The 25,577-nt window shown below is 45.7% G+C and carries 25 protein-coding genes and 1 tRNA gene; 19 read left to right on the top strand and 7 right to left on the bottom strand.

From position 1 onward, the window contains the following. Window positions 1-26: 26 nt before the first annotated feature. The 4 genes from D2V93_RS16495 to D2V93_RS16480 all read right to left on the bottom strand — a co-directional run bounded on the left by D2V93_RS16495 (window position 27) and on the right by D2V93_RS16480 (window position 3,321). Entirely contained in the window at window positions 27-740 is a 714-nt protein-coding gene (locus D2V93_RS16495) for a tRNA1(Val) (adenine(37)-N6)-methyltransferase (RefSeq protein WP_119620311.1), read from the bottom strand. Beyond that, entirely contained in the window at window positions 733-2,139 is a 1,407-nt protein-coding gene (locus tag D2V93_RS16490; protein WP_245978279.1) for a sulfatase family protein, read from the bottom strand. Before D2V93_RS16490 ends, D2V93_RS16495 begins: the two co-directional genes overlap by 8 nt. Window positions 2,140-2,211: 72 nt before the next feature. Further along, entirely contained in the window at window positions 2,212-2,742 is a 531-nt protein-coding gene (gene rimM, locus D2V93_RS16485) for a ribosome maturation factor RimM (RefSeq protein ID WP_119620176.1), read from the bottom strand. A 12-nt stretch (window positions 2,743-2,754) separates the two neighbouring features. After that, a complete protein-coding gene (locus tag D2V93_RS16480; protein WP_072877985.1) occupies window positions 2,755-3,321 on the bottom strand; it encodes a 30S ribosomal protein S16 in 567 nt (188 codons plus the stop codon). 217 nt (window positions 3,322-3,538) lie between these two features. Here D2V93_RS16480 and D2V93_RS16475 point away from each other — a divergent pair, with 217 nt between their 5' ends. From D2V93_RS16475 to D2V93_RS16440, 8 genes are all read left to right on the top strand, one after another. Continuing rightward, on the top strand, window positions 3,539-4,036 hold the full coding sequence (locus D2V93_RS16475) for a ferritin-like domain-containing protein (RefSeq protein WP_313791107.1): 498 nt from the start codon (window positions 3,539-3,541) through the stop codon (window positions 4,034-4,036). Window positions 4,037-4,177: 141 nt separating this feature from the next. Continuing rightward, window positions 4,178-8,563, top strand: a complete 4,386-nt coding sequence (gene dnaE / locus D2V93_RS16470) for a DNA polymerase III subunit alpha (protein WP_119620175.1) — start codon at window positions 4,178-4,180, stop codon at window positions 8,561-8,563. Window positions 8,564-8,667: 104 nt separating this feature from the next. Beyond that, on the top strand, window positions 8,668-8,985 hold the full coding sequence (gene trxA, locus D2V93_RS16465) for a thioredoxin (protein ID WP_072877983.1): 318 nt from the start codon (window positions 8,668-8,670) through the stop codon (window positions 8,983-8,985). 74 nt (window positions 8,986-9,059) lie between these two features. Then, window positions 9,060-9,986, top strand: a complete 927-nt coding sequence (locus tag D2V93_RS16460; protein ID WP_119620174.1) for a DUF58 domain-containing protein — start codon at window positions 9,060-9,062, stop codon at window positions 9,984-9,986. A gap of 127 nt (window positions 9,987-10,113) precedes the next feature. Further along, window positions 10,114-10,187: transfer RNA gene (locus D2V93_RS16455), tRNA-Asp, on the top strand. 327 nt (window positions 10,188-10,514) lie between these two features. Further along, on the top strand, window positions 10,515-11,432 hold the full coding sequence (locus D2V93_RS16450; RefSeq protein WP_119620173.1) for a hypothetical protein: 918 nt from the start codon (window positions 10,515-10,517) through the stop codon (window positions 11,430-11,432). A gap of 23 nt (window positions 11,433-11,455) precedes the next feature. Then, the gene (locus D2V93_RS16445) at window positions 11,456-11,884 is read left to right on the top strand and encodes a hypothetical protein (RefSeq protein WP_119620172.1); all 429 of its coding nucleotides are present in this window, start codon (window positions 11,456-11,458) and stop codon (window positions 11,882-11,884) included. 29 nt (window positions 11,885-11,913) lie between these two features. Continuing rightward, window positions 11,914-12,549, top strand: a complete 636-nt coding sequence (locus D2V93_RS16440) for a hypothetical protein (protein ID WP_147377425.1) — start codon at window positions 11,914-11,916, stop codon at window positions 12,547-12,549. A gap of 60 nt (window positions 12,550-12,609) precedes the next feature. Here D2V93_RS16440 and D2V93_RS16435 read toward each other — a convergent pair whose 3' ends face one another. Genes D2V93_RS16435 through D2V93_RS16425 form a run of 3 tightly spaced genes read right to left on the bottom strand, consistent with a single transcriptional unit; the run spans window position 12,610 to window position 14,677 of the window. Next, entirely contained in the window at window positions 12,610-13,695 is a 1,086-nt protein-coding gene (locus D2V93_RS16435) for an OmpA family protein (RefSeq protein ID WP_245978278.1), read from the bottom strand. A 32-nt stretch (window positions 13,696-13,727) separates the two neighbouring features. Continuing rightward, complete coding sequence (locus D2V93_RS16430; protein WP_119620170.1) at window positions 13,728-14,228, bottom strand: outer membrane protein; 501 nt, start codon at window positions 14,226-14,228, stop codon at window positions 13,728-13,730. 59 nt (window positions 14,229-14,287) lie between these two features. Then, complete coding sequence (locus tag D2V93_RS16425) at window positions 14,288-14,677, bottom strand: hypothetical protein (protein ID WP_072877963.1); 390 nt, start codon at window positions 14,675-14,677, stop codon at window positions 14,288-14,290. Between the two features lie 147 nt (window positions 14,678-14,824). Between D2V93_RS16425 and D2V93_RS16420 the strand changes: the two genes are divergently transcribed. The 11 genes from D2V93_RS16420 to D2V93_RS16370 all read left to right on the top strand — a co-directional run bounded on the left by D2V93_RS16420 (window position 14,825) and on the right by D2V93_RS16370 (window position 25,495). Continuing rightward, window positions 14,825-16,816, top strand: a complete 1,992-nt coding sequence (locus D2V93_RS16420) for a tetratricopeptide repeat-containing sensor histidine kinase (protein WP_119620169.1) — start codon at window positions 14,825-14,827, stop codon at window positions 16,814-16,816. Then, the gene (locus tag D2V93_RS16415) at window positions 16,803-17,435 is read left to right on the top strand and encodes a response regulator (protein ID WP_119620168.1); all 633 of its coding nucleotides are present in this window, start codon (window positions 16,803-16,805) and stop codon (window positions 17,433-17,435) included. Before D2V93_RS16420 ends, D2V93_RS16415 begins: the two co-directional genes overlap by 14 nt. Before the next feature lie 140 nt (window positions 17,436-17,575). Beyond that, window positions 17,576-18,643, top strand: coding sequence for a sensor histidine kinase (locus D2V93_RS16410; protein ID WP_119620167.1), 1,068 nt, complete (start codon window positions 17,576-17,578; stop codon window positions 18,641-18,643). After that, window positions 18,640-19,362 carry a LytR/AlgR family response regulator transcription factor gene (locus tag D2V93_RS16405; RefSeq protein ID WP_119620166.1) on the top strand — a complete coding sequence of 241 codons (723 nt, stop codon included), beginning with the start codon at window positions 18,640-18,642 and terminating at the stop codon, window positions 19,360-19,362. The genes D2V93_RS16410 and D2V93_RS16405 overlap by 4 nt, the downstream gene beginning before the upstream one ends. 87 nt (window positions 19,363-19,449) lie before the next feature. Further along, the gene (locus D2V93_RS16400; protein ID WP_119620309.1) at window positions 19,450-21,297 is read left to right on the top strand and encodes a CocE/NonD family hydrolase; all 1,848 of its coding nucleotides are present in this window, start codon (window positions 19,450-19,452) and stop codon (window positions 21,295-21,297) included. 513 nt (window positions 21,298-21,810) lie between these two features. Then, window positions 21,811-22,254, top strand: coding sequence for a GNAT family N-acetyltransferase (locus tag D2V93_RS16395; RefSeq protein WP_119620165.1), 444 nt, complete (start codon window positions 21,811-21,813; stop codon window positions 22,252-22,254). A gap of 8 nt (window positions 22,255-22,262) precedes the next feature. Then, entirely contained in the window at window positions 22,263-22,460 is a 198-nt protein-coding gene (rpsU, locus tag D2V93_RS16390; RefSeq protein WP_072877951.1) for a 30S ribosomal protein S21, read from the top strand. 23 nt (window positions 22,461-22,483) lie between these two features. Beyond that, window positions 22,484-22,675, top strand: coding sequence for a hypothetical protein (locus D2V93_RS16385; protein WP_072877949.1), 192 nt, complete (start codon window positions 22,484-22,486; stop codon window positions 22,673-22,675). 29 nt (window positions 22,676-22,704) lie between these two features. Further along, window positions 22,705-23,511 carry a pyrroline-5-carboxylate reductase gene (gene proC, locus D2V93_RS16380; protein ID WP_072877947.1) on the top strand — a complete coding sequence of 269 codons (807 nt, stop codon included), beginning with the start codon at window positions 22,705-22,707 and terminating at the stop codon, window positions 23,509-23,511. A 3-nt stretch (window positions 23,512-23,514) separates the two neighbouring features. After that, on the top strand, window positions 23,515-24,285 hold the full coding sequence (gene proB / locus D2V93_RS16375; RefSeq protein ID WP_072877945.1) for a glutamate 5-kinase: 771 nt from the start codon (window positions 23,515-23,517) through the stop codon (window positions 24,283-24,285). Window positions 24,286-24,295: 10 nt separating this feature from the next. Next, a complete protein-coding gene (locus D2V93_RS16370) occupies window positions 24,296-25,495 on the top strand; it encodes a glutamate-5-semialdehyde dehydrogenase (RefSeq protein WP_119620164.1) in 1,200 nt (399 codons plus the stop codon). Window positions 25,496-25,577 lie beyond the last annotated feature (82 nt).

Genomic DNA, 25,577 nt, shown 5'->3' with positions numbered 1-25,577 from the left:
AAATATAACATTACGTTCGGATATTGTTACATTTTTAGATAAAATGCTTCGGTCAATTTGATGTACTCCTCTGTGTATTGATGGCGCTCCCTTTCAATGGTCAATTCACTTTCTTCGATTACCGTTTTGGAAAATCCAAATTCCATCAAGCTCCTTTTGTATTCCACATTGGGATTTCCCTTGACCCGGGTGATTCGGTTTAGGTACAAACCCGAAGCTGCTGCCAATTCCACAAACCCCCTCTCCTCTTTGTAGGGTATGATAACGGAAAATAAGCCTTTTCCCGATAAAAGTCCAGATACTCCTTTCAACAGCTCATCAAACGGTAGGGAACTGTTCTGCCTTGCCTGATTCCGCATAGTATCACCGCTTCCCACTTCTTCCGTATAGAAAGGCGGATTGGAAACAATCAAATCGTATTTGTCCTCGATTTCGTCCACAAACTCATCAAATCCTGCATGATAGCAAAACAAGCGATCTGCCCAAGGCGAGCCCTCAAAATTGGCCACACACTGTTCATAAGCAGCCTCATCCAATTCAATGGCGTCAATGGTTTCCGCAACCGAACGCTGGGCCAGTTGGAGTGCAATGAGTCCGGTTCCGGCGCCTACATCCAAAATGGTTTCCGGTTGATGGTCCAAGGAAGTCCACGCACCCAAAAGCACACCATCGGTTCCCACTTTCATGGCGCATTGATCTTGGTGGACAGTAAACTGCTTGAAAACGAATTTCTTACTCATCCAACCTTCCTGGTTCTCGGTTTTCACTCCCCTCGACTTCCAGCAATGCGTCACCCAATCGCTGCCGCATACCATTGGCCAAAACTTTTATCTCTCCCACGATTTCGGGATACTCCTCCGCAACATTATGGGTTTCGCCGACATCGTTCACCACGTCATAGAGCTCTATCTCTTCCATATCTACCATCCGATACTCACCCGGATTACCATCTTTTCCAGGTTCTTGCCCTTCCATGGTTCGATATTGGTGTGGGAAATATAATTTCCACTTTCCATAGCGTACCCCGAATAGTTCATTCACTCTATAATAAAAGAAATAGGCCTCTTGAACGGGAACAGTCCGCTCTCCGCTGAGAATGTCCCACACACTTTTTCCATCAATAGTGGTTTCTGGCAATTCCGCTTCTGTTATCTCAGCAATGGTAGGCAGTAGGTCAATAGCCATCATCGGCACGTCAATGACCTTTCCACCTTTGAGTTTTTTTGGATATTTGATGATACAGGGTTCTCGTTGTCCTCCCTCCCATGCGGTACCTTTCCCTTCTCGAAAGGGCAACGCACTCCCTGCATGGTTTCCATAGGAAAGCCAAGGACCATTGTCCGAGGTAAAGATGATCATGGTATCGTCCTCCAACCCATTTTCCTTGAGTGCTTTGATGATTTGTCCCACAGACCAATCAATCTCCATGATGGCATCACCGTACAACCCCCTTTCCGACTTGCCCTTGAACTTATCCGACACGAACAATGGTACATGCGGCTGCGGATGCGGCACATACAGAAAGAACGGGCGGTCTTTGTTCCTTTTGATAAAATCGACGCTTCTTTCGGTAATTTGTGTCGTCAATTGGGATTGGTCGATCAAGGTATCGATCACCGCTTCATTTTCATAGAGCGGTAAATCCGGAAAATTGAAAATGGTTCCTTGTTGGGGGTGAAAAGGCCACATATCATTTGAGTACGGAATTCCAAACCATTCATCAAACCCGTGTCGGGTGGGCAAAAACTCTTTGTGATGCCCCAAATGCCATTTGCCGTAAATACCGGTGGCATACCCCTTTTTCTTCAACATTTCGGCAATGGTGGTTTCCGAAGCATTGATTCCATGTGTATTATTGGGTCCCAACGCATTATGGATGCCAATTCGGTTGGGATAACACCCTGTCAAGATTCCTGCCCTGGATGCCGAGCAGACTGCCTGGGCGGCATAGTAATGGGTCAATTGCAGTCCATCTGCCGCCATTTGGTCCAAATTAGGGGTCTTAATGTCCGGGGAACCAAAAACCCCCACATCCTGATAACCCTGATCATCCGTGAAAATCAGTACAATGTTCGGAGAACGTTCCGTTACAGTGGGCTGTGTTCTCTTATCACCACAGGAGGTTAAGCCAATGACCATAAGAACTAGAAGATATATACGCATAGTACAAACTAAAATAATCTCCTTAAAGATAGGCTTAAATCTGCTATGCTATGAATTCAGGTAAAGGTCTACCAAACCTTCGGGAGTGTTCACATGGATAGTTTTGTTCTTACGGTCCACTTTGGTGATAATCTCATCACTAATTGGAATCAAGAGTTCCTTCCCATCCTTTACCGCCTCAAAAAGTTCTTGGGAGGCACTATCATTGATGGATGTTATAACACCTATATCACCATGTACCTCATCCATCAACGTGAAGCCGATTACTTCATGAAAATAAAACTTGTCCCCAGACAAAGGTGGCAATAGTGAAAGGGGTAGAAACAATTCGCAACCAATGATCTTGTCCGCGGAGGCTTCATCCTTCACCTCTTCAAAATCGATTCGGAGCAGATTGGATTTATGCAGACGGCAACGGTCAATAAAAAATGGAACCAGATTGTTTCCCAAAGAAACAAATACTGATTCCATATTTTCGTAAATCTCAGGTTCATCGGTATCGAGTTTCACCAATACCTCCCCCTTGAAGCTATATTTTGAAACGACTTTGCCCAGGTAGAAGCAATCTTCCTTGTGCATCGTTTCTGAGTCTTATTCTTCTTTGGCAGCTTCTTCTGCAGCAGGAGCTTCAGCAGCAGTTTCTTCCACTGGTGCTTCTTCGGTAGCAGCTTCCACTGTTTCCTCAGCTACTTCTTCCACTACCTCCTCAACAGGAGCGGCAGCAGCGATCCTTTTTTCATTGGCTTCTTTCTCAGCTTCCAAAGCTTTGGCCCTGGCATCAGCATCAGCTTTGCTCAAACCATCTTTCTTGGCTTGGATTCCTTTTTCTTTTTCTTCCAACCAAGCGTTAAATTTTTCCTCTACTTGCTCTTCGGTAAGTGCTCCTTTACGTACACCGCCCAACAAGTGGTGCTTCAACAATACTCCCTTATAAGATAGGATGGCCCTGGCAGTATCAGTAGGCTGCGCACCGTTCTGCAACCATTTTACAGAAGTGTCCACATCCAATTCGATGGTGGCAGGATTGGTGTTAGGGTTATAAATGCCCAATTTTTCCAAAAATTTACCGTCTCTTTTTGATCTGGAATCTGCGGCAACCACCCAATAGAATGGCTTACCTTTTTTACCGTGTCTCTGAAGTCTGATTTTAACTGGCATATCACATTAATTTGTAGGGTGCCCGACCCTGGTTATTAATTCTTTCTATAATCGCTTTTCGTCTAAGCGGGTGCAAATATACACTTATTTGTTTACAGCACAGCCATAAAACAAAAAAAGTTAAATGGCTTAACAATTGGCCCACATCCCGTTAAACCCATCTTAAACCGGTGCTTAAATTTTGCAAAGGCATTGATATCCATTATATTCTACGTAGATGTTGTCGAAAATCGACAGTCAGAACCTAAAAAATGAAATGATGAAGTACACCGTAGAAATGTCGAATAAGTTGAATGAACTTTTGGAACGAACCTATGATGCAGAAAAGGGGTTTAAGCAAGTCGCCGAAAAGATAGACAACAAAACACTTAAAGAGTTTTGTCTGGATAGAGCCAAGCAACGGTTCAATTTTGGCCAGGAATTAAAATCCGAGATACTGTCATTTGGCCAAGCTCCCGAAAAAGGCGGAAGTGCCAAGGGAACCTTGCACCGCTCATGGATAGACTTTAAGTCATTGTTCTCTTCCAACAACGAAGAGGCCATGCTAAAAGAGGTGCATCGTGGTGAAAAAGAGGCCATTGCCACATATAATGACATCTTGCAGGACAAGGACTTTGTATTGCCCCCATCCACAGAGAGCCTACTGATGCGCCACCGAAACGCTATCAGGGAAACCTTGGAGACGGCAGATATTTTTGAATCAGCCGTATCATAGGGACAAAGTTTCTATAAAAATTTGGAAAAGCCGGGAAATCCCCGGCTTTTTTAGTTGATAAATCGTGAAAACTCAATTTTCCCATAACCGTCTTCTTCCGTATTTTTATCCATTCCTTTTTCTCACCGAGAACCAAAACCTATGTACCTGATCTTTGATACAGAAACCACTGGATTGCCCAAACGTTGGGACGCCCCCATTACCGACACCGACAACTGGCCAAGGTGCGTGCAGATTGCATGGCAATTGCACGACGAAATGGGGCGATTGGTGGAGCACCAAGACTTTTTGGTCAAACCCGAAGGGTTCAACATCCCCTACGAATCGGAACAGATACACGGTATTTCCACAGCTTTGGCGGAAGAAAAAGGGACCCCCTTCCATGAAGTCCTACAGGCGTTCAACAAGACTTTGGAGCAGACCAAATTTGTGGTGGGCCAGAATGTAGGGTTCGATATCAACGTTATGGGATGCGAGTTCCATCGAGGGGGCGTCGAGAGTCCCTTGGGGCAACTCCCCGTACTGGACACCTGTACCGAATATACTGCAGAGCTTTGCAAGATTCCTGGAGGACGTGGCGGCAAGTTCAAGCTGCCCACATTGACCGAGCTCCATGAATTCCTGTTCGGTGAGCCATTTGCAGAGGCGCACAATGCCACCGCGGATGTGGAGGCCACCACACGTTGTTTTTTGGAGCTGATCCGAAAAAAACATTTTACTTCCGAGGAGCTGGACGTGCAGCCCGATTATTTTGAACGCTTTTCCGAGGCCAATCCGCAGGAAATACAACTCATCGGGCTCAAGCATATCAACCTAAAGGCCGCCTCCAAAAAAATTGCAGATGCGCTTTGGGCCAAGGACACCGGTGAAATTTCGGCAGCCGAAATCCAGGAAAACATTGAGACCCTGGAAGATGCTCCGTTTGCCCATTTGCACAACCATTCCCAATTTTCCGTGCTCCAGTCCACCATCGACATCAAGGACTTGGTTAAAGCCACGGCGGAAAATGGCATGCCTGCCGTTGCCCTGACCGACCACGCCAATATGATGGGCGCCTTTCACTTTGTGAAAGAAATCATGGCACACAACAAAAGTGTCAAGGAGAAGAACAAGGAGCTCGAAGAAAAGGGGGAACAGCCCACCGAGAAGGAAATCACCCCTATAGTTGGCTGTGAATTCTTTGTCTGCGAGGACCACACCAATAAAAATGTAAAGGACTACGGTTATCAGATCGTGCTATTGGCCAAGAACAAGAAAGGGTACCATAATTTGGCCAAAATGTCCTCCATAGCCTATACCAATGGCTTCTATTATGTGCCCCGAATCGACAGAAAGATTGTGGAACAATACAAAGAGGGCGTCATTGCCCTCACCGGGAACCTCTATGGGGAAGTCCCCCACAAAATCCTGAACGTGGGCGAAAAACAGGCCGAAGAGGCTCTTTTATGGTGGAAGGACCTGTTCGGGGACGATTTTTATATTGAGATCATGCGCCACGGACAGGAAGATGAGGACCGCGTGAACCAAGTGTTGATGCAAATGGCCAAGGAGCACGACATCAAATTGGTGGCCACCAACAACACCTATTACTGCGATAAAAAAGACGCCGAAGCCCACGATATCCTGCTTTGTGTAAAGGATGGCGAAAAACGCTCCACTCCCATCGGACGTGGACGCGGGTATCGTTACGGCCTTCCCAATCAGGAATACTACTTCAAGTCCTCCGATGAAATGAAGGAGCTTTTCAAGGACATTCCCGAGGCCATTTTGAACATCCATGAGATCATCGACAAAGTGGAGCCCTATGACCTGGCCAGTGACATTCTGCTGCCCAAATTTGGCATTCCCGAAGAGTTCAAGGTAAAGGAAGATGAAGAAGATGGGGGCAAACGAGGGGAAAATGCCTATTTGAGACACATCACCTATCGGGGGGCTGAAAAACGCTATGGGGAAATCACTCCCGAAATCAGCGAGCGCATCGATTTTGAGTTGGAGACCATCAAAAACTCTGGATATCCAGGGTATTTTTTGATTGTGGAAGATTTTATCCGCGAAGCCCGGAACATGGATGTTTCGGTAGGTCCGGGACGGGGTTCGGCTGCAGGATCCGTGGTGGCCTATTGTTTGGGCATCACCAACATCGACCCCTTGAAATACGACCTTCTTTTTGAGCGTTTCCTGAATCCGGATAGGGTGTCCATGCCCGATATCGATATCGATTTTGATGATGAGGGCCGCGGCAGGGTTATGGAATATGTGATCAACAAATATGGGGCCAACCAAGTGGCACAGATCATCACCTACGGAACCATGGCCGCCAAATCGTCCATCAGGGACACCGCAAGGGTACTGGACCTGCCTCTGGGCGATGCAGACCGTATTGCGAAGCTGATTCCCAATATGTCCAAGTTGAACAAGATCTTTGGAGTGGATGAAGCGGAACTAAAGAAAAAATTCCGGTCGGACGAACTGGACAAGGTCAACGAATTGCTGAACATTTCCGAAGGAGATGACCTGGAAGGCCAAACGGTGAACATGGCACGGGTACTGGAAGGGTCGCTCCGAAATACAGGAATCCATGCCTGCGGGGTCATCATCACCCCAGACGACATCACCAACTTCGTTCCCGTGGCCACTGCGAAGGACTCCGATCTCTACGTGACCCAATTCGACAACTCCGTGGTAGAAAGTGCCGGTCTGTTGAAGATGGATTTCCTGGGACTGAAGACTCTTACTTTGATCAAGGACACGGTAAAGATTGTGAAGGCTCGTACCGGAATAGAACTGGTGCCCGATGATTTTCCATTGGATGACGAGAAAACCTATGAGCTTTTCCAACGCGGTGATACGGTAGGGATATTCCAATACGAATCACCCGGGATGCAAAAGCACATGAAAAACCTGAAACCCACGGTTTTTGATGACCTTATCGCCATGAATGCCCTATACCGACCTGGGCCCATGGAATACATCCCCAGTTTCATCGCCCGGAAACATGGGGAGGAGGAAATCACCTATGACCTTCCCGACATGGAGGAATACCTGAAGGAAACCTATGGGATTACCGTGTATCAGGAGCAGGTGATGTTGCTCTCCCAAAAATTGGCCGGTTTCTCCAAAGGTGATGCCGACGTGCTCCGAAAAGCCATGGGTAAAAAGATATTCGCCCTGCTCCAAAAATTGAAACCGCAGTTTTTGGATGGTGGGGAGAAAAATGGACATCCACGAGATGTTTTGGAGAAAATCTGGAAGGACTGGGAAGCCTTTGCCTCCTATGCCTTCAACAAGAGCCACTCCACTTGCTACGCCTATATCGCCTACCAAACGGCCTACCTGAAGGCCCACTACCCTGCCGAATACATGGCAGCGGTGCTGTCCAACAACATGAACGACATCAAGCAGGTGACCTTCTTTATGGAGGAATGTAAGCGCATGGGCTTGGAGGTTTTGGGGCCGGACGTGAACGAATCCTACTATAAGTTTGCCGTAAACAAAAATAATGCGGTCCGCTTCGGGATGGGTGCCATCAAAGGTGTGGGTCGCTCTGCGGTGGAGACCATTGTGGAACACCGAAAAAAGGACGGTCCGTTCAAATCCGTATTTGACCTTGCCAAACGTGTGGACCTCAGGGCCGCCAACAAAAAAGCTTTCGAGAACCTGGCACTGGCCGGTGGTTTCGATTCATTTGCCAATACACACCGGGCCCAGTATTTCCATCATGATGGCGATGGCATCACCTTTTTGGAAAAAGCCGTGAAGTATGGTTCCAAATTCCAAGAGAACGAAAATTCATCCCAAGTGAGCCTCTTTGGAGACGCCAGTGAGGTCCAGATACCGGAACCCATCGTCCCGCCTTGTGAGGATTGGGGCACCATGGAAAAACTGAGACGGGAAAAGGAAGTGGTGGGCATCTATATCTCCGGACATCCCTTGGATGATTTCAAAAAAGAGATCACCGCGTTCTGCAACACCAGTGTTTCCGCTTTCCAAAACCTGGAAGAGTATGTGAACCGGGAGCTTTCCGTTGCCGGGGTCATCACCGATGTGCAGCACAGGGTATCCAAGAATGGGAAGGGCTGGGCCCTTTTCACCTTGGAAGATTATACGGATTCGCACGAGTTCCGCATATTTGGGGAGGAATACCTCAAGTTCCGCCATTTTTTCATGATCAATTCCTTTGTCTATGTCAAGGCATTTGTGCGCGAAGGATGGGTGAACCGGGACACTGGAAAAAAGGGGGAGCCCCGATTGCAGTTCAACGATTTCAAACAGCTCCAGGACGTGATGGATGCCTATGCCAAGAAACTCACCATCAAACTGGATTTGGACCGTCTTCAGGAAAACCGCATCCAGACCTTGAAGGACACCTTACGACTGCACAAAGGGGAACACCCACTCAGTTTTGAGATCTATGAGATGAAGGACGAGATCAAACTCAAGCTATCAAGCCGAAAACAAAAGGTAAAGATCAATAGTGAACTGCTTTCCGAACTGGAGGCCCATGAGATCCATTACAAGTTGAATTAGACCCTATAACTATTCCCAATGGCGCGATAATCAAAACGAATGCCCTAGGCGTAAGGTACATGGGCAATATTTGACTAACTTTGCATAACGATAAAACAAATAAGATGGCACTAGAAATAACAGATGCGACTTTTGACGAAGTAGTTTTGAAAAGCGACAAACCTGTCCTTGTTGATTTTTGGGCAGCTTGGTGCGGACCTTGTAGAATGGTTGGCCCGATCATTGAAGAAGTGAGCCAGGAATACGACGGCAAAGCTGTGGTAGGCAAGGTGGACGTAGACGCCAACCAGCAGTTCGCTGCCAAATATGGTGTGCGTAACATTCCCACTGTATTGGTATTCAAAAATGGTGAGGTGGTCAATCGTCAAGTAGGGGTATCTCCCAAAAAAGTATATACCGAGGCCATTGATGCGGCCCTATAAATAGGTATTGAACGTCGATTTTAAAAAAGGTTTGGCAAATGCCAAGCCTTTTTTGTTTTATATTTCCAACACCTATGGATATCAGATCTGAACTTCACAAAGCGCAACTTTTCCAAAATCTGGAGCTTTTGGCCCATCAGATTGTTGAGGGTTTCATCAGCGGCATCCACAAAAGCCCTTTCCATGGGTTTTCGGCCGAATTTGCCGAGCATAAGATTTATAATTCCGGGGAGAGTACCAAGCACATTGACTGGAAACTCTTCGCCAAAACGGACCGCCTTTACACCAAACGGTATGAGGACGAGACCAACCTGAGGTGCCATATGATCTTGGACAATTCGTCCTCGATGTACTACCCCGAGGTAAAAAACCTTTCGCTGGACAACCTCAACAAAATTGGGTTTGGTGTACTCGCCATTGCTGCCCTCATGGAGATTTTGAAGAAGCAGCGGGACGCCGTTGGCCTGAGCATCTATTCGGACACGTATGACTTCCATGCCCCAGAGAAGAGCAGCGAGAGGCACTTCCAAATGCTCTATTCCAAATTGAACGAGGTCGCTACGCCCGAAGGAACAAAGGACACGAGGACATACACCTTTCTCCATCAAATTGCCGAAAAAATGCATCGGAGGAGCTTGATCTTTCTCTTTTCCGACATGTTCCAGACGGAGACTGAAGAAGCGATGCTATTCGAGGCCCTTCGCCATTTAAAATACAACAAGCACTCCGTGGTGCTCTTTCACCTACTGGACAATGCCCATGAAATCGATTTTGAGTTTGGGAATGCACCAAAACGTTTTGTGGATGTGGAGACCGGGGCACACATCGATCTCTATGCAGATTCCATAAAAAAGGCCTATTCGGAAAAAGTGACCCAATACCAAGAGGACCTCAAACTTCGGTGTGCACAGTATCAGATCAAATATGTGGATGTTGACATTCGTTCCAGCTTCTCAAAGGTCTTGAATTCCTTTATGATCGAGCGGCAAAAATTTGCTTGATCATATTTTTAAAAAATGTTTTGCCGAATCCGAATTGAGAATGTATATTTGCACTCGCTTTAAAAAAGCAATCTGAACAAGATTTGAATCTGACTGTTGTCAGAGTCGATAAAAAGATAAAATCATTGGTCTGGTAGTTCAGTTGGTTAGAATACCTGCCTGTCACGCAGGGGGTCGCGGGTTCGAGTCCCGTCCAGACCGCTTGGAATATTTCCAAATTTATGCAAAAGCCTGTAAACGAGATGTTTGCAGGCTTTTTTCATTTTCAACAATACAAATAATCCGAGCTCCAAAGTGGTGGCCGGACACATGACTTCATTTTCCTTTCCCTATTCTTCATACATCAAGTTTTCAATGAAATGGACAAAATGAAATATCGGTAGGGAAAAAATACTGGTTTTCAGTGATTGTCCCTTTCATAGGGACCCCCTAATTTTGATAAATCATGGATTTCACAATGCCTAATACCGTGTGCTAGGAACAGGCAAATATTCAATCAAAACCCAACAATGCCCATATACTTTTAAAATGAAGAACAGAATCATTCTTTTGATTGCCCTTGTGTCCATCCTTTCATGCAAAAATGGACAGGGTCAGGGACCACAACCAGAATCCGAGCAACTGGAGAGCCTGGGAGCGAATAATACCGAGGAGAATTTTAGCGAGGGAAGGATAGACGTTGCCATCCATTTTCCCGGAAACCGTTTGAGTGAAATTTTGAACAAGGTAGACCCATCCAAAGGAGATGTGCAGCAACAGATGCAAAACCTCATGAAAGATTTGTCACAGGCCGAGGCGGAAAACATAAAAAAAGTAATGGAGGCCAATCCCATCCTTGCCATGCAGATCATGTTTGCGCCCATGCTCAAAAATGAAATCTTCGTAAGAGAAGACCATGCACTCGCCAAATGTGATGGATTGATATACCATCTGGAGAATAAACTGGACGGGGACAATGAGACCGGAGTGGTGTTTATCCAGTCACAACATGATAAGAGTAACCAGCTTACGTTCAAGTATGACAAGGACTATTTTGGGGAAATCCAGCTACAGACCAGGATAGATATGGACATGTATGACAGGGAGCAGACGAATGATACTGATGTGATTGCCGGCTACACCTGCACCAAAGCCATATATACATTGAAAAACAGTACACCAATGGCATTGGGAAAACTTGAGGTGTGGACTTCTGGGCGCATGCCGCAATCCCTGAACTTCATACACCCCTTCTATCTGGAAGAGGAACATGGCATTATGAAGATTGCTATTTACCAAGACATGGATTCTGATATGCCAATGGTGTACGAATTTAAAAAAGTGACCCCAACTCCAGTCAGCGATTCAGATATGGAAATCCAACAAAGCCAACCTGTCTATTCAGGAAAATCCGATGCTCAGACCATAGCTGCCAAACTGATGGGGATCATGTTCGGGAACCCATAGCAGTAATCTTTACAGACATTTTTATGAAAAGATACGCGCTCATCGGGCTAGTTGTACTAATATCCTATTTGTCAAATGCTTGCTCAAGCGATGATGGCAGGGGTCAGGAAATTCGCAATTATCGCTATGAGGTGACGGGCACCATCTCCGTTCCGGTCCAAATTCAATATACCCCGACCTTTTTAAGCCGAGAGGATGCCCTTGATGATGTGGACTACGAGGAAACCGTTATGCTTCCTTGGACAAAAGAGGTGTCGTTGCACTATTTGGCATCCGGTGTGGGTCTTTCCGTAGCCGTTGAAGATGGTTTTGTTGGAGAAACGGTCTCCATCAAAATTTTCTTGGAAGATGAACAGGTAGCTACCCATACAGCGGAAGTGGCCCCAGATGGCGTCCTCGTCTTTACGGTAAACTATTACATTGATGGTACGGTAACCGTACATGGTGATTGAAAAAAATCGAATTCAACAACAAAAGAAATATGCAAAAAACATCCCTACTTTTATCCCTAATTCTTCTCACAATTATTGGAAGTACAAATCTAAGTGCCCAGTACAAACAGGAAGAATATCAGAAGCACCCACTGCAAAGGATTTTCCCCCAACAGCCTTTTGACTCAATTGCCGCAAGGAACTCGCTGGCCAAGGGTCCCACAACCATTAAGGGGGTCGCCTTTACAAAGCCCACCAACAATTTGGGCTTCAAAGCTCCTTTGGCAGAGAAGATCTATGCCAATCACATTGTCGTGGAACTGTTTCCCTATACCCGTTATTTTGAAGAATGGTACGAACTCAAAAGAAAAAAAGAGAACGTCAAGAAAAACAGGATTGTCTATATGGACAGCATCGCCTATGCGCATCGATTGTACTGTGAGACAAATTCACGCGGGGAATTCACCTTTCCTGAGATCAAGCCTGGAAAATATATCATCATGGGGACCTTACCCTGGACATCCTCTGGGTATCAAGACCAATATACCGGCAGCGGGTATGGCTCTTATGGAGGAAGAGTGGATTACTATGACCGACAATACTACAGCGTATCGCATAGTGATTTCCTGATACAGGTCATAACTGTGGAACCGGACACTGAAATTGTCAAAGTAAAATTGAAATAGCCGATTGTCCAATGGATCGGAAGCATGATACTGGACTTCCGATCCACTGAACGGTACAATCTATTGTTTTATCAATTCCACCCTCCTGTTTTTGGCCCGTCCTTCTTCAGTTTCATTATCCGCAATAGGGTTCTGGGAACCATGTCCTTGAAATGACAACCGCCGGGCATCGATTCCCATGTAAACCAATTCTTTCATGACGGTTTGTGCCCTGTTCTCGGACAGTTTTTGGTTGTGGGCACCATCCCCCGAAGCATCGGTATACCCATGAATGGAAACCTTCAATCCCTTATCGGACCGCAGTGCCTTGGCCACTTCTTCAACAGCCTCTGCCCCCTTTGGTGTAAGAACGGCCTTGTCCAACTCAAAATTAATGTACAGCACCACTTTGCCACTTTCCTCCAGATCTTTCTGGATCTTGTCCGATTTTAAAATGGAGATGGTCTGCTCAAATGGCTTTTCCTGGAGTATGTTCAGGCTCCCTGATACGCCATCCCCTGCCAGCTGCACATAGATGTTCCCACCATCTGACCGTCGGATCACATAGGTCCGTATCCGTTGGCCCACATAGCCAATGGAACCATCCTCGCCCATGTATACCGCATCGTCATGGTATCTTTCGTATTCTTCACTGTTTATCTTTCCATCAAATACTTTTACCCCATCCACAGAAGTGATGATGTCATCATAACTTTTTTGGAAATAAGGCAAGGACCATTCATCGTAACCACCTTCTGCGGAAATGTAGGTTTTCCATACTTTACCTTCCAAAGGTGTCATGATTCCATCCAATGCAACATACAGCACATCATATTTTCGCTGTATGGGACGGTTCGTAGTGACAAGGCCTTCGGGCAGGCCAAAAAATGGAAACTCTCCTAAATCAACTTTGGAAATGGGGAGTTCATTGATGTTGAATTTTGGTTCTCCAGCATCTGTCTCTTCCTCGTTTACGGGGGTATGCCCTATTTGGGTTTCTTCAGCGGGCCCGGCTCCGGTGTCGGTATTTTTGTTTTCTGGCCCCTTTTTACATGATGCCATGTGCAAGGCAAGTACAAAAAAGAGCAGTATTCTTTTTGAGTGTGTGGTCGATGATTTCATGATGTATATAAATAAAAAGGAAGTGGCCGAAACAACCACTTCCATCTGTTTTTTGATATATGCAATTTTTTGTTCCTTTAGTCGATATTGAATTTTATGCCAGCTCCAATGACCAATTGATCGGCATCCCCAAGAACATACTTGATCTCGGCAAAGGGCAAGAAATTCTTCCCTATGGGAAAATTGGCACCGGCTCCCAGGTTTAACCCCACTTCGCCGCTACTGCCACTTCCACTGCCAACAAAATCATTGTCGAACTTTACTTTGGCGTGGGTATAGTTCAATCCTCCCAGACCATAAAAACCCAAGGTCTCGTCGTCCACAAAATAGTAGTTCACATTACCATTTATCTCAAACATATTGAACTTAACATCCCCTTCCTTTTTGGGAAAATAATACCCGATATCCGGAGCAATGACAAGCTTGTCGATAATAGGGATTTCTGCCGTGGCCCCAATACCAATACTCTCAATCTCTGTCCCATAGATGAGTTTCCCTCCAATACGGAAATCATTTTGGGCCAGCATAACCTGGCAGGTCAACAGTAATAATCCAAAGCTCAGTAAAAAAGTTTTCATGTATTTAAAGGTTAAAGTTTATGATGTATTCGTTGCATTTTGATACGCGGGCATGACCATCAATCAAACTCATAGGTCATGGCAAAATTCATGTAGCCATCGCTTATTGCAGTAACAGTGGATTCCTCCACTACGCTATCCCCTCGATAAATTTTAAGGAGAACGGTCTCCCCTTCATTGCCAGGGTTACCGACACTGTTCGAGGCCCCGAGTACTATTACGGACACATCCCCATCAATGGTCACAGATTTGGACCAAGGCAGCGACTCTGCTTCCGCAATTTGCTGGTTTCCTCCCTCATCGGAATAGACGATTACCATTTCCCCGGAGTAGTTACCGGTTATTTCATATTTCATCTCCCTGCTTTGTGGAGCGGACCCGTCGTCCGAAGAGCAGGATCCAAGAGCGGCCATGATGACAAGAGCCAATGACCAAATGATTTTTTTCATGCTATTTCCAGTTAAGTTTACAAGGCAAAATTAGAGGCCCCACCTCTCCATAACAATACCCGACCAATGGTATTTTCGCCTACTGGTTTCTTGGTATTTTTAGGGTTGGGGAAGCGTACTAATGAAACTTAATTATAAATTGCGGGCATGATTCGATGTTCCCTGATCACCCTGCTGCTGACCCTTGGCATACACATTTGTTTTGCCCAAACTCCCTTAAGTGGGTCTACTTATGCGGATAGTCTCAACCAAATCCTGAAAAGTGCAGGAAACGACAGCCTCAAGGCAAGAGCCAACCTATTATTGTCCGAGTATTGGTACAACAAGGACAAGGATGCGGCCCAAAAGTATTTGGACAAAGGACAAGAGCTCGGGAAGCCATACCCATACCTAAAGGGGCTGCAACAGTATTATGAGGCCTATTTTTACTATAACACGGATAGCAAAAAAAGCCAATCCATTTACTTGGCCGCCGATTCACTGCTCAAGGGATACCAGAATGCCGACGCCTACTATTATAGGTCGAAGGTCTGGCGGAGAATAGGTGCGCTGAAACAGGTGGAAGACGATGAAAAGGCATTCACTGACATTTTATTGAACAAGGCCATTCCCTTTGCCAGACAGTCCGGGGACAGTGCTCTTGTGGGCGACCACTACATGGCACTGGGGATCGTTTTCAAAAATCAGCGACAGCTTGAAAAAGCCGAGGAATACTGTCTCAAGGCCATACACGCCCTAAAAAATGCCCATGCCGAGCCAGGGGTGCTTGCCAAGGCCTACTATACCATTGCCGAAAATTATGTGTTCGAGGAGAAATATGCAAAGACCAAGGCCATGCTCGATAGTGCCAAAGTACGTTTGGCCCCTTACCCAGATTCGGAGCATTTTTTACGCTATTATGCCATTGAGGGAATGTATTTTACGGTTGTGGAACAGTATGATGATGCACTGGTCAGTTTAGATAAGGGCATAGCCCTTGCCAAGAAGCACAATTTAAAATACGAGGAGCAGACCTTGCTCTTTCAGAAATTCTATGTGCACTATAACAACAAGGAATATAGAAAAGCGGAGAAAATCTTCCAGTTTCTTTTGGAACAGAAGGAAATTATGTCCTTGGCCATCAATAAACTGCAAATATACCAGGGGCTGACGGAAACCTATGTCAATCTGGGCGACATGAAACAGGCCTATGAGTGGCAAAAAAAATATAGCACCCTGAGCGATAGTTTGCACACCAGCAAGCTGAAAAGCGATATCAATGCACTGGAGATAAAATATAACAATGCAGAAAAAGAAAAACGTATTGCCCGATTGGAGGCAGAAAACGAAATGGCTTCGCTCTCGGCCCGCAACAATCGTCTTGCAAATTGGTTACTGGGAACCATAAGTCTCTTTTTCCTGTTCGTAGTGTTATATTCCTATTTCTATTATCGAAAGGACAAAAAACTGGCCTTTGAAAAGGAACAGAACTATCGCAACCAGTTGACAAAGCTCAAGCAGGATCAGCAACTGATGTCCGCCCAGGCCATGCTAAAAGGTGAGGAACTGGAACGCAAACGAATGGCACAAGACCTTCACGATGGATTGGGGGGCATACTGACCGGGGTGCGCATCAACCTTTCCAACGTGGAAACCAAAGTGGCCAAGACCCTGTATGAAGAAGTCAAAAAGATCATTACCAACGTGGACAAGTCCATGAAGGAGTTGCGAAGGATCGCCCATAACCTGATGCCGGAGTCGTTATCGAGGATAGGATTGTCCGGTGCCTTGGAAGACCTGTGCAAATCTTACGAAACCCCAGATTTCAAGGTAGATTACCAACCTTACGAAATCCAATCCTCATTGACGGAAACCGAAAAACTGACCATTTATAGGATCGTACAGGAATTGTTGAACAATGCCCTAAGGCATAGCAAGGCTTCCTTGGTCATTGTGCAATGCAGTCAAAACGAAAATAAGTTCTACATCACCGTGGAAGACAACGGGACAGGTTTTGACCCAACGTCACCGCAGAACCAAAAGGGATTGGGGCTCCGTAATCTGGACCATCGGGTCCAGACCATGGACGGCACCATCAAGATCATATCGGAGCCGAACGACGGAACAACAGTAAACATAGAACTGAATGTACTTGGATAAAACCTCCATTGTCATTGTAGATGACCATTCCATTGTGATAGAGGGGCTCAAGTCCCTTTTGGATGAAGACCCATTGGACGTCCTTGGGCATTTTACCTCAGGCAACGAAGCCTGTGACTTTATCCAACAGAAAAGGCCAGATCTGGTACTGTTGGACATCAACCTGCCAGATGTGAGCGGCATAGATCTCTGTCGGAAAATCAAGGCCACGGCACCCGAAACAAAGGTTTTGGTACTGAGCAACCATAATGAAAGGAACATTATCATGCAGACACTCCAAAATGGCGCAAATGGGTATATGCTGAAAAATATTTCAAAACAGGGACTGTTGCACGGAATTTCGGCGGTAATGGCCGGAGAGATCCATTTTTGCAATGAGATCAGGGATATCATTTCCAAGCCCACCAAATATGAACTGGGAGACCCCCCCTATCTGACCAAAAGGGAAAAACAGATCCTACGGATGGTGGCCGATGGGGAAACGACCCAGGAAATTGCATCGCAATTGAATGTAAGTCCATTGACCATTGAAACGCACCGTAGAAACCTGCACCATAAATTCCAGGTCAAAAATGTGGCCGAACTGATCATGGTGGCCAACAAGCATCAATTGCTGTAAAATGCCATAAAGTTTAGCTCCTTTTAACCGATTCACGGCACAGGGCAATCTTACTCCCTATTTTTCAACCTTCATCCCCGATTCTGTGCGCCAATGTATTTTACCTTCACAGGATAGGATGTTTTTTGTTGCTTTGTACCATGCCAGAAACCCAAAAAACAAATAACGCACCTTCCCTTTACTGGAAATGCCAGATCATTGGTTGGGGAATTGTTTCCCTGCTGTGGCTATATATTGCTTTGGTACGGGATTACTTTGGCATTACCGATGCACTGACCAATTATGTCCTCGATGTTGCCATTTGCATCGGGCTCACCCATGCCTATAGAACCATTGCGCTGAAGAAGGGATGGGACCGATTGGGCATCAAAGAATTGATGAAAAGGGCCGTTCCTTCCATTTTGATATTGTCCGTTCTGTTCATGCTTTTGATGAACATTAAAATGTCCATATATATTTATATGTTCAATGGTAGCAACACCTTTTCGGAAAATTTACTTTTATGGAATCCGGTGCTGATCACAGGGATAAGGCATATGTCCATTTGGGTGCTTGCCTACCATGGCTATAAATTCTATGTCAGGGAGATCGATACCGCAAAAAAGAATGCCCAGCTCTCGGTCATGGCCAAGCAGACCCAACTGGACAACCTTTCGGCACAACTGAACCCCCACTTCTTGTTCAATTCGCTCAATTCCATCAAAGCTTTGACCCTTGAAAATCCCAAAATTGCACGCAGGGCCATCGATCTGCTGTCGGATCTATTGCGTTCATCACTTTATGAGAAAGAACATACCACCATTACCATTGCCGAGGAGTTGGCCTTGGTCAAAGACTATGTGGAATTGGAACAATTGCGGTTTGAGGAACGTTTGAAAGTAAAAATGGATGTCGATGATACCCTTAAGGGCTTTACCGTCCCCCCTTTGAGCATCCAACTTCTGGTTGAAAACGCCATCAAGCACGGAATAGACCAACAATTGGATGGAGGAACGGTGGAAATTTCAGTTCGGTCCGGTGTCGACCATATGATCATTTCCGTCAAAAATCCAGGGTTTCTTTCAACAAAAGAGCATAAGGGGTTGGGGTTGAAAAATTTAAGCGAACGTCTTTTGTTACAATATGGGGAAAAGGCGGAATTGGAGATCGGAGCCCCTAGGGAACGGATGATCGAGGCAACACTAAAGATACCTATCGATAAGAAATGAACACTTATAAAACATTGATCGTTGATGATGAACGCTTGGCCCGCGAAGAAGTGCGGAGGGCCCTCAAAGGGTATCCCGAGTTTTGTATCGTGGGAGAAGCGCACAATGTGGAAGTGGCCATTGGCCTAATCGAGGCAGAACAGCCCGACATCCTTTTCTTGGACATTCACATGCCCGGAAAATCAGGATTCGATCTGTTGGATGAATTGGGAACCGTACCTGAGGTCATCTTTACCACGGCCTACGATCAATATGCCGTAAAGGCCTTTGAAGTAAATGCCCTGGATTATCTGGTGAAGCCTCTGCGGGAAGAACGATTTGCCAAAGCCATTGAAAAGGTCAAAATGGAGTTGGAAAAGAAAGTGGAAGAACAGCAGGCACCGGTTGCCAGTCACCAGAAAATCTTTGTCAAGGACGGCGAAAAAGTACATTTTATCACATTGGGGGGCATCAGCTTGATCGAATCCATGGACAATTATGCACAACTGCACTTCGACAACAAGAAGACCATGATCAAACGCTCATTGAACCTTCTGGAAAAAAAACTGGACCCCAGTGTGTTCTTTAGGGCCAACAGGAGCCAGATCATCAACACGGAATACATCAAGGAAATCCAACCGGATTTCAACAATAAACTACGGATTGTCCTGACGACAGGGAAAACCATTGAAGTTTCAGGTAGACAATCCGTGCTGTTCAAGAAACTGAAAAGTCTGTAGTCAAAACATCCATTAAGAAATCCAAATCACCAACGGTAAAATCACATGGTGATGGGAAAATATGTTCAAAACCCAATATCGGTCAAAATGAAAAAACAAATCATGGCATCCGTTCTTGTCTTAGTCACAACCTCTTGTTTTTTAATCCATTGCAAACAAAAGAAAGACATACAGGTTCCTCACACGGTCATTGAAAACAACACCACATATCTCATACAGGATAGCATTTTGATCCAGACAAGGGATGGTGCGAAGATCCATGCCATAGTGGTCAGGAATTCCAAAATCACCAAGCCGAATCCTGCCATACTTTTCCACACCATATATTCACGGAAGAGCGATCTCCAAAAGGCGAAAATGGCCGCGGACCACGGCTATGTCGGGGTTATTTCATACACTCGAGGAAAAGGGTTGAGCCCAGATTCCATAGTACCCTTTAAAAAAGAAGCGACGGATACTTATGATGTTATCGAGTGGATAAGCAGACAGGAGTGGAGCGACCAAAAAGTAGGTATGTATGGGGGAAGCTATGTAGGTTTTGTCCAATGGGCCTCGGTCAAGCACGGAGTACACCCGGCACTGAAAACCATTGTACCATCAGTATCCGTGGCGCCGGGAATTGCCGAGCCCATGGAAAATGGTGTCCACCAGAATTTTCATTTTCCCTGGCATCATTATGTCTCGAACAACAAGTACCTCGATACTACCCTTTATTCCAATGGACAAAGATGGCAGGACCTGAACATGAAATGGTACGGGGAAGGTGTCGCCTACAACAAAATGGACAGTTTGGATGGGTTACCCAATCCTCAGTTCAATGAGCGGTTATTGCACCCTACTTATGATGCCTATTGGCAAAGCATGATGCCCTATAAAGAGGAATTCTCGCATATAGACATTCCCGTTCTGTCCACAACAGGGTATTATGATGGGGGGCAAACGGGCACTAGATATTATTTGAACGAACACACCAAATACAATAAGGATGCAGATCATTATTTGGTCATTGGGCCCTACACCCATTTTGGTGCCCAAGGAAAACCCAACGCCCACATTTTGGGATATGATATAGATCCTGCGGCCCAAATCGACATCACGGGTTTAATCTTCGAATGGTTCGACCATATACTGAAGGGCAAGAAGAAACCGTCCTTGCTGAAGGATAAGATCAATTATGAGGTCATGGGGGCCAATAAATGGGGACATGCACCTTCGTTGGAACAGATGGCAAACGATACACTCACCTATTATCTAAGCAGCAAACGATCGGGAGTGGCCTTTAAGTCGACCTATGATTCCGGAAACAATGGAGAGAACGTCCATTTCAGTTTGGAAGAGCGACCCAGTGACCCCGAAGGGTATCTGGAGCAGACTATAGATTTCTTGGACAGAAGGAATTTCACATGGAATTCAAGCGGATGGGGAAGCATTGTCGCAGACAATCTGACCATTGGCCAAGGTTTTTCCTTTGTCACCGAACCCGTTACATCCGATTTCGAAATCAATGGCTCCTTTGGAGGGGAAATGTCGGTATCCATCAATAAAAAGGATTTTGACTACAGTGTTGCATTGTACGAGCAAACCCCCGACGGGAAGTTCTTTGCACTGACATTGCCCTATGTAGGGAGGGCCAGTTATGTGTTGAACCGTGAAAAAAGGCAATTATTGCAACCCAACATCAAAACAAAGATCCCTTTCGGCATTGTCCGGATGACCAGCAAAAAAATCAGCAAAGGCAGTCGGTTGGTAGTTGTTGTCAATGGAATCAAGGACCCTTTTACGGAAATCAACTATGGCTCGGGCAAACCGGTAAGCGAAGAAAACATGACAGATGCTAAAAACCCCCTTGTGATCACCTGGTACAGTGATAGCCATATTGATATTCCTGTGAAGAAAAACAAGATCTACCTCTCCATGGCAACGTTGTGCAAATAACCCAAAATTTTTCTGCCGAACATGTCCTTGATGTAACTCCTGTGCAAGTATTTTTCGAAAAAAACCTATCAAGTGTTTGCCTGTTTTACTTTGGGGACAACCATCAAATTTTCTCTGGCCCCAACAGCTCGACCACCTATTTTCTTAGAGCACACCATAGGGTGACATGACTGGTTGGAACGCACCCATCCACGGGAGGATTTGTAGTGTCGAAAACGTTATAAAAAGTATAAAACCCAGTAAAATTGGCACTTACGGTTTATTTTACTATCTTTGCATTGATGAAAATCAAGCTCCACGAGAGAAAAAACTGTAGGATTCTTAGTTTTAATTATCTGGTATTTCGAAACCAATCGGATAAATTCATTCCACCTACCCTATAATCAACCACCCTTAGCTGGGTAATTCAACGGTGCATTGTTTTGGGCAAATCGTCCCCAGTATTGCATCCCCATTTCCTATTGTATCCATTAACCTAAAAAACAAAAAAACATCATCGTCCAAGACAAAGCCATGGCCATCAAAACCTACGACGCCTTTACCCGGCTCTCCACTATGGAAGCCGATAGGTTCGCCAATTTTCTGTTCCAACACCAAGAGGGAAAAAAGGCCACAAAGCAGGCCATAAGGAAAGCCATCCAGTATTGTACAAAGGACATCCCCGGACTTGGGGGCTACGTGTTCTCCATGGAGGAAAAGGATGAGATCTTGGGCCTGGCCGTAGTGAACAAAACCGGAATGGGAGATTATATCCCAGAAAATTTCTTGGTGTTCTTTGTGGTGCACCGTGACCATCGGGACAAAGGCATCGAACAAAAATTGCTGGGCTACACGCTCCAGTATTGCAAAGGGGATGTTGCCGTCCATATCACCAGTGGGAACCAATACCCCAACAAACATTTTTTTGAAGAGAACGGGTTCAATGAAACCCATATGGAAATGAGATTAAACAGATAAATCAATATATGCTCAAAATCGAAGTAAAACCTGGCGAAAGTATAGAACGTGCCCTAAAGCGCTATAAAAGAAAATATAGAAACACCAAGCGCTTGGATGAAATCAGGGACCGGCAGGAATACACCAAAAAATCAGTAGAACGAAGAAAAACTATAAAAAAGGCCGCATACCGGCAAAAATACCTGTTGGATCAGGAGAACATATAGTCATCAACACCATTAACAATACAATGAAACTTTCAAGAATCAAAAGGGAAACAAAGTATGAAAAGCGTTACAGCGTTAAAATGGGAGAGCTCACCACCCAAGTGACGTACATCAAAAGGTACATCATGGGGCTTCCCATACGCACATTGCACAAATACAGGGAAACCTATTATGGCGAAGTAAAAGACTGTAAGGACTGCAACATATCCGCATAAAAAATCACTAACCCTTTTTAATAAAAACAATGAAAGTATTGGTCATTGGCGCAGGTAACATGGGGCTTACCTATGCCACAGGTATGTCCAGATCCAAGTTGCTGAAGAAACGCAACATCATGGTACTGGACAAGTCAAAGGAAAAAATGGAAGAAGTGGGCAAAATTGCCCATTTTGATGCCATGGAACGCTTGGAAGACTGTGTCCCCAAAGCAGATATCATCTTCTTGGCCGTGAAGCCCTACCATGCCGAAGAACTCTTGGGACGCATGAAAGAACTGGTGAACCCAGAACAATTGTTCATTTCCATCATGGCAGGGGTCACCATCAAGTACATCCAAGATGCCCTGGGTATCAAAAAAGTGGTCAGGGCCATGCCCAACCTACCCGCCCAGGTCGGCAAAGGACTCACCAGTTATGTTTCGGCAGAAGAAGTATCGCGTTTGGAACTGTTCATGACGGAGGGCCTTTTGGACACCACAGGAAAATCACTTCGCGTGAAGAGCGAAAAATTCATCGATGCCTCCACGGGAATATCCGGGAGCGGGCCCGCTTATGTCTTCTACTTCATGCAAAGCATGATGGAGGCCGCATTGCAGATGGGATTTTCTGAGAATGTATCCAAAGTACTGGTAAGCCAAACCTTTACCGGGGCCGTGGAATTGTTCAACCAGTCCAACCTGACCCCCGATTCCTGGATGGAAAGGGTAGCATCCAAAGGAGGTACCACCCGGGCCGCACTGGACTCCATGCAGGACAACAACGTAAGTGAATTAATCAAGGAAGCCGCTTTTGCTGCATTCAACAGGGCAGTGGAACTCGGCGAAGAATACTAGATCATGTACAAAGAACTCGTGGTCATCAAGGTGGGAACCAATGTGATGACCAATAAAGACAACAGAATAGTAAGACCCGTGCTCAACAATCTGGTCCAACAGATCGCGGAACTATATGAACGGGACATCATGACCATTTTGGTCTCTTCCGGTTCCGTAATTGCAGGAAAAGAGGTGTTGGGAAAAGCCAAGATAAAGGACAAGACCCAACGTAGGCAGGTGTATTCTGCCATAGGACAGCCCAGAATGATGCGCCATTACTACAACATTTTCAGCGACTACGGCATGAAATGTGCCCAAGTGTTGCCCACAAAGCGGGATTTCAACCCAGGTGTGCACCGCGACAATATGATCAATTGTCTGGAAGGGCTCCTTTCCGAGGGCGTAGTGCCCATTGCCAATGAGGATGATGCCGTTTCCGTGGCCATGTCCATGTTTTCGGACAACGACGAATTGGCCACACTGCTCGCGCAATTGATGAACGCCGACAGACTGATCTTGATGACGGACATCGATGGGCTATACAACGGTCATCCCGAAAAAGAAGAATCCGAGGTCATCAAAAAAGTGACCCCGGAGGAAGACCTGGACAAGTACATAAAAGAAGGCAACAAAGCCGAGGGCGAAGGTCGTGGTGGCATGGGCTCCAAACTGAACTATGCCCAAATAGCCGCAGCGGCCAATATTCCATCTTACATCGTGAATGGAAAAAAGGACAATGTAATCCTCGACATCATAGAAGGAAAAACAGTGGGAACCGAGGTTTCCCTTTAAAACCATACAAATGAAATTATTGAACACAGCTATAAAGAACAAGGTATTGAGCGATATGGAACGGATCCTGGACAAGGACCGAAGCCTATTGTTGGAGGCCAATAAAAAAGACCTGGATGCTTTTGACCGAGACGACCAGGCCCTGTACGATCGCTTGGTGGTCGATCAGAAAAAAGTGGACCAGATGATCCAAGCGGTCAAGGAAGTCCGTTTGCAGGAAGATCCCGTGAACAGGGAAATCTCCACCAGAGAGTTGGACAACGGGTTGAAGATCATCAACAAAACAGCTCCGTTCGGCACCATTATGATCATTTATGAATCCAGGCCCGATGTGACCGTTGAGGCCGCAGTACTTGCCTTTAAGGCCAACAACAAGATTTTGCTCAAGGGCGGAAAGGAAGCCTACCACAGCAACAAGGCCCTGGTCCAATTTTGGCACCAAGCCCTTGGGGAAAACGGCCTCCCCTCCGATTTCATCCAATTTTTGGAAATGGACCGGGCACAGACCCAAGATTTTCTAAGAAATCCGGACCAAAACCTGGACCTCATTGTCCCCAGGGGTGGTGAGCGGTTGATCGCTTTTGTAAAAGAACATGCCAAATGTGCCGTTCTGGTCAGTGGCCGAGGGAACAATTTCCTCTATGTGCACAAAGATGCTGACTGGAAGAAAAGCTTGGAGGTCATCATCAATGCAAAGACCCATAAAATATCGGCCTGCAACGCCTTGGATAAAATCTTGGTGGACACCCGTATCGAAGGTTACCAAGAAAAGTTAAAGGAACTCCAACAACTCTTGAAGGAAAAGGGGGTCTCCATTTTGGTGGACAAAAATGTTCACTCGATATTGTCGGATGAAGAACCCATTCCGAATGCATCGATTTGGGAAGAGGAGTTTTTGGCCATGAAATGTGTCATTGGTGCAGTGGATAGTCTTGATGGGGCCATACAAAAGATCAACAGGCATTCAGGAGGGCACTCTGCCTCCATTATGACCCAGGATAACAGCATTGCACAGACCTTTATGGAAAATGTGGATTGCGCCGCAGTATATCAAAATGCATCCACTCGGTTTACTGATGGCGGCCAAATGGGTGTGGGAGCAGAATTGGCCATAAGTACGGACAAATTGCATCATCGAGGTCCACTTGGGCTCAAACAGTTGGTGACCAACAAATATTATGTATTTGGGAATGGCCAAGTAAGGATATAGGGGGCATCGCATCTAAAAAAATGGGGGGAAGGAACATGGTGGGAAACACAACCGTTCCTTTTCTTCATTCGCAAAACTGTCC

This window comes from Flagellimonas taeanensis (genome assembly GCF_003584105.1).
GTDB lineage: Bacteria > Bacteroidota > Bacteroidia > Flavobacteriales > Flavobacteriaceae > Flagellimonas > Flagellimonas taeanensis.
This window is presented reverse-complemented; position numbering and strand designations above follow the sequence as displayed.

What these genes read in the sequence shown, in the direction of transcription:
- proB (WP_072877945.1), top strand. Translation starts at nt 23,515, where the DNA reads ATGTACAAAGAACTCGTGGTCATCAAGGTGGGAACCAATGTGATGACC.
- D2V93_RS16410 (WP_119620167.1), top strand. Translation starts at nt 17,576, where the DNA reads ATGCCAGAAACCCAAAAAACAAATAACGCACCTTCCCTTTACTGGAAA.
- D2V93_RS16430 (WP_119620170.1), bottom strand. Translation starts at nt 14,228, where the DNA reads ATGAAAACTTTTTTACTGAGCTTTGGATTATTACTGTTGACCTGCCAG.
- proC (WP_072877947.1), top strand. Translation starts at nt 22,705, where the DNA reads ATGAAAGTATTGGTCATTGGCGCAGGTAACATGGGGCTTACCTATGCC.
- D2V93_RS16440 (WP_147377425.1), top strand. Translation starts at nt 11,914, where the DNA reads ATGCAAAAAACATCCCTACTTTTATCCCTAATTCTTCTCACAATTATT.
- D2V93_RS16420 (WP_119620169.1), top strand. Translation starts at nt 14,825, where the DNA reads ATGATTCGATGTTCCCTGATCACCCTGCTGCTGACCCTTGGCATACAC.
- D2V93_RS16490 (WP_245978279.1), bottom strand. Translation starts at nt 2,139, where the DNA reads ATGGTCATTGGCTTAACCTCCTGTGGTGATAAGAGAACACAGCCCACT.
- D2V93_RS16480 (WP_072877985.1), bottom strand. Translation starts at nt 3,321, where the DNA reads ATGCCAGTTAAAATCAGACTTCAGAGACACGGTAAAAAAGGTAAGCCA.
- D2V93_RS16445 (WP_119620172.1), top strand. Translation starts at nt 11,456, where the DNA reads ATGAAAAGATACGCGCTCATCGGGCTAGTTGTACTAATATCCTATTTG.
- D2V93_RS16370 (WP_119620164.1), top strand. Translation starts at nt 24,296, where the DNA reads ATGAAATTATTGAACACAGCTATAAAGAACAAGGTATTGAGCGATATG.
- D2V93_RS16415 (WP_119620168.1), top strand. Translation starts at nt 16,803, where the DNA reads ATGTACTTGGATAAAACCTCCATTGTCATTGTAGATGACCATTCCATT.
- trxA (WP_072877983.1), top strand. Translation starts at nt 8,668, where the DNA reads ATGGCACTAGAAATAACAGATGCGACTTTTGACGAAGTAGTTTTGAAA.
- dnaE (WP_119620175.1), top strand. Translation starts at nt 4,178, where the DNA reads ATGTACCTGATCTTTGATACAGAAACCACTGGATTGCCCAAACGTTGG.
- D2V93_RS16400 (WP_119620309.1), top strand. Translation starts at nt 19,450, where the DNA reads ATGAAAAAACAAATCATGGCATCCGTTCTTGTCTTAGTCACAACCTCT.
- D2V93_RS16405 (WP_119620166.1), top strand. Translation starts at nt 18,640, where the DNA reads ATGAACACTTATAAAACATTGATCGTTGATGATGAACGCTTGGCCCGC.
- rimM (WP_119620176.1), bottom strand. Translation starts at nt 2,742, where the DNA reads ATGCACAAGGAAGATTGCTTCTACCTGGGCAAAGTCGTTTCAAAATAT.
- D2V93_RS16395 (WP_119620165.1), top strand. Translation starts at nt 21,811, where the DNA reads ATGGCCATCAAAACCTACGACGCCTTTACCCGGCTCTCCACTATGGAA.
- D2V93_RS16475 (WP_313791107.1), top strand. Translation starts at nt 3,539, where the DNA reads ATGTTGTCGAAAATCGACAGTCAGAACCTAAAAAATGAAATGATGAAG.
- D2V93_RS16435 (WP_245978278.1), bottom strand. Translation starts at nt 13,695, where the DNA reads ATGGAAGTGGTTGTTTCGGCCACTTCCTTTTTATTTATATACATCATG.
- D2V93_RS16450 (WP_119620173.1), top strand. Translation starts at nt 10,515, where the DNA reads ATGAAGAACAGAATCATTCTTTTGATTGCCCTTGTGTCCATCCTTTCA.
- rpsU (WP_072877951.1), top strand. Translation starts at nt 22,263, where the DNA reads ATGCTCAAAATCGAAGTAAAACCTGGCGAAAGTATAGAACGTGCCCTA.
- D2V93_RS16495 (WP_119620311.1), bottom strand. Translation starts at nt 740, where the DNA reads ATGAGTAAGAAATTCGTTTTCAAGCAGTTTACTGTCCACCAAGATCAA.
- D2V93_RS16460 (WP_119620174.1), top strand. Translation starts at nt 9,060, where the DNA reads ATGGATATCAGATCTGAACTTCACAAAGCGCAACTTTTCCAAAATCTG.
- D2V93_RS16385 (WP_072877949.1), top strand. Translation starts at nt 22,484, where the DNA reads ATGAAACTTTCAAGAATCAAAAGGGAAACAAAGTATGAAAAGCGTTAC.
- D2V93_RS16425 (WP_072877963.1), bottom strand. Translation starts at nt 14,677, where the DNA reads ATGAAAAAAATCATTTGGTCATTGGCTCTTGTCATCATGGCCGCTCTT.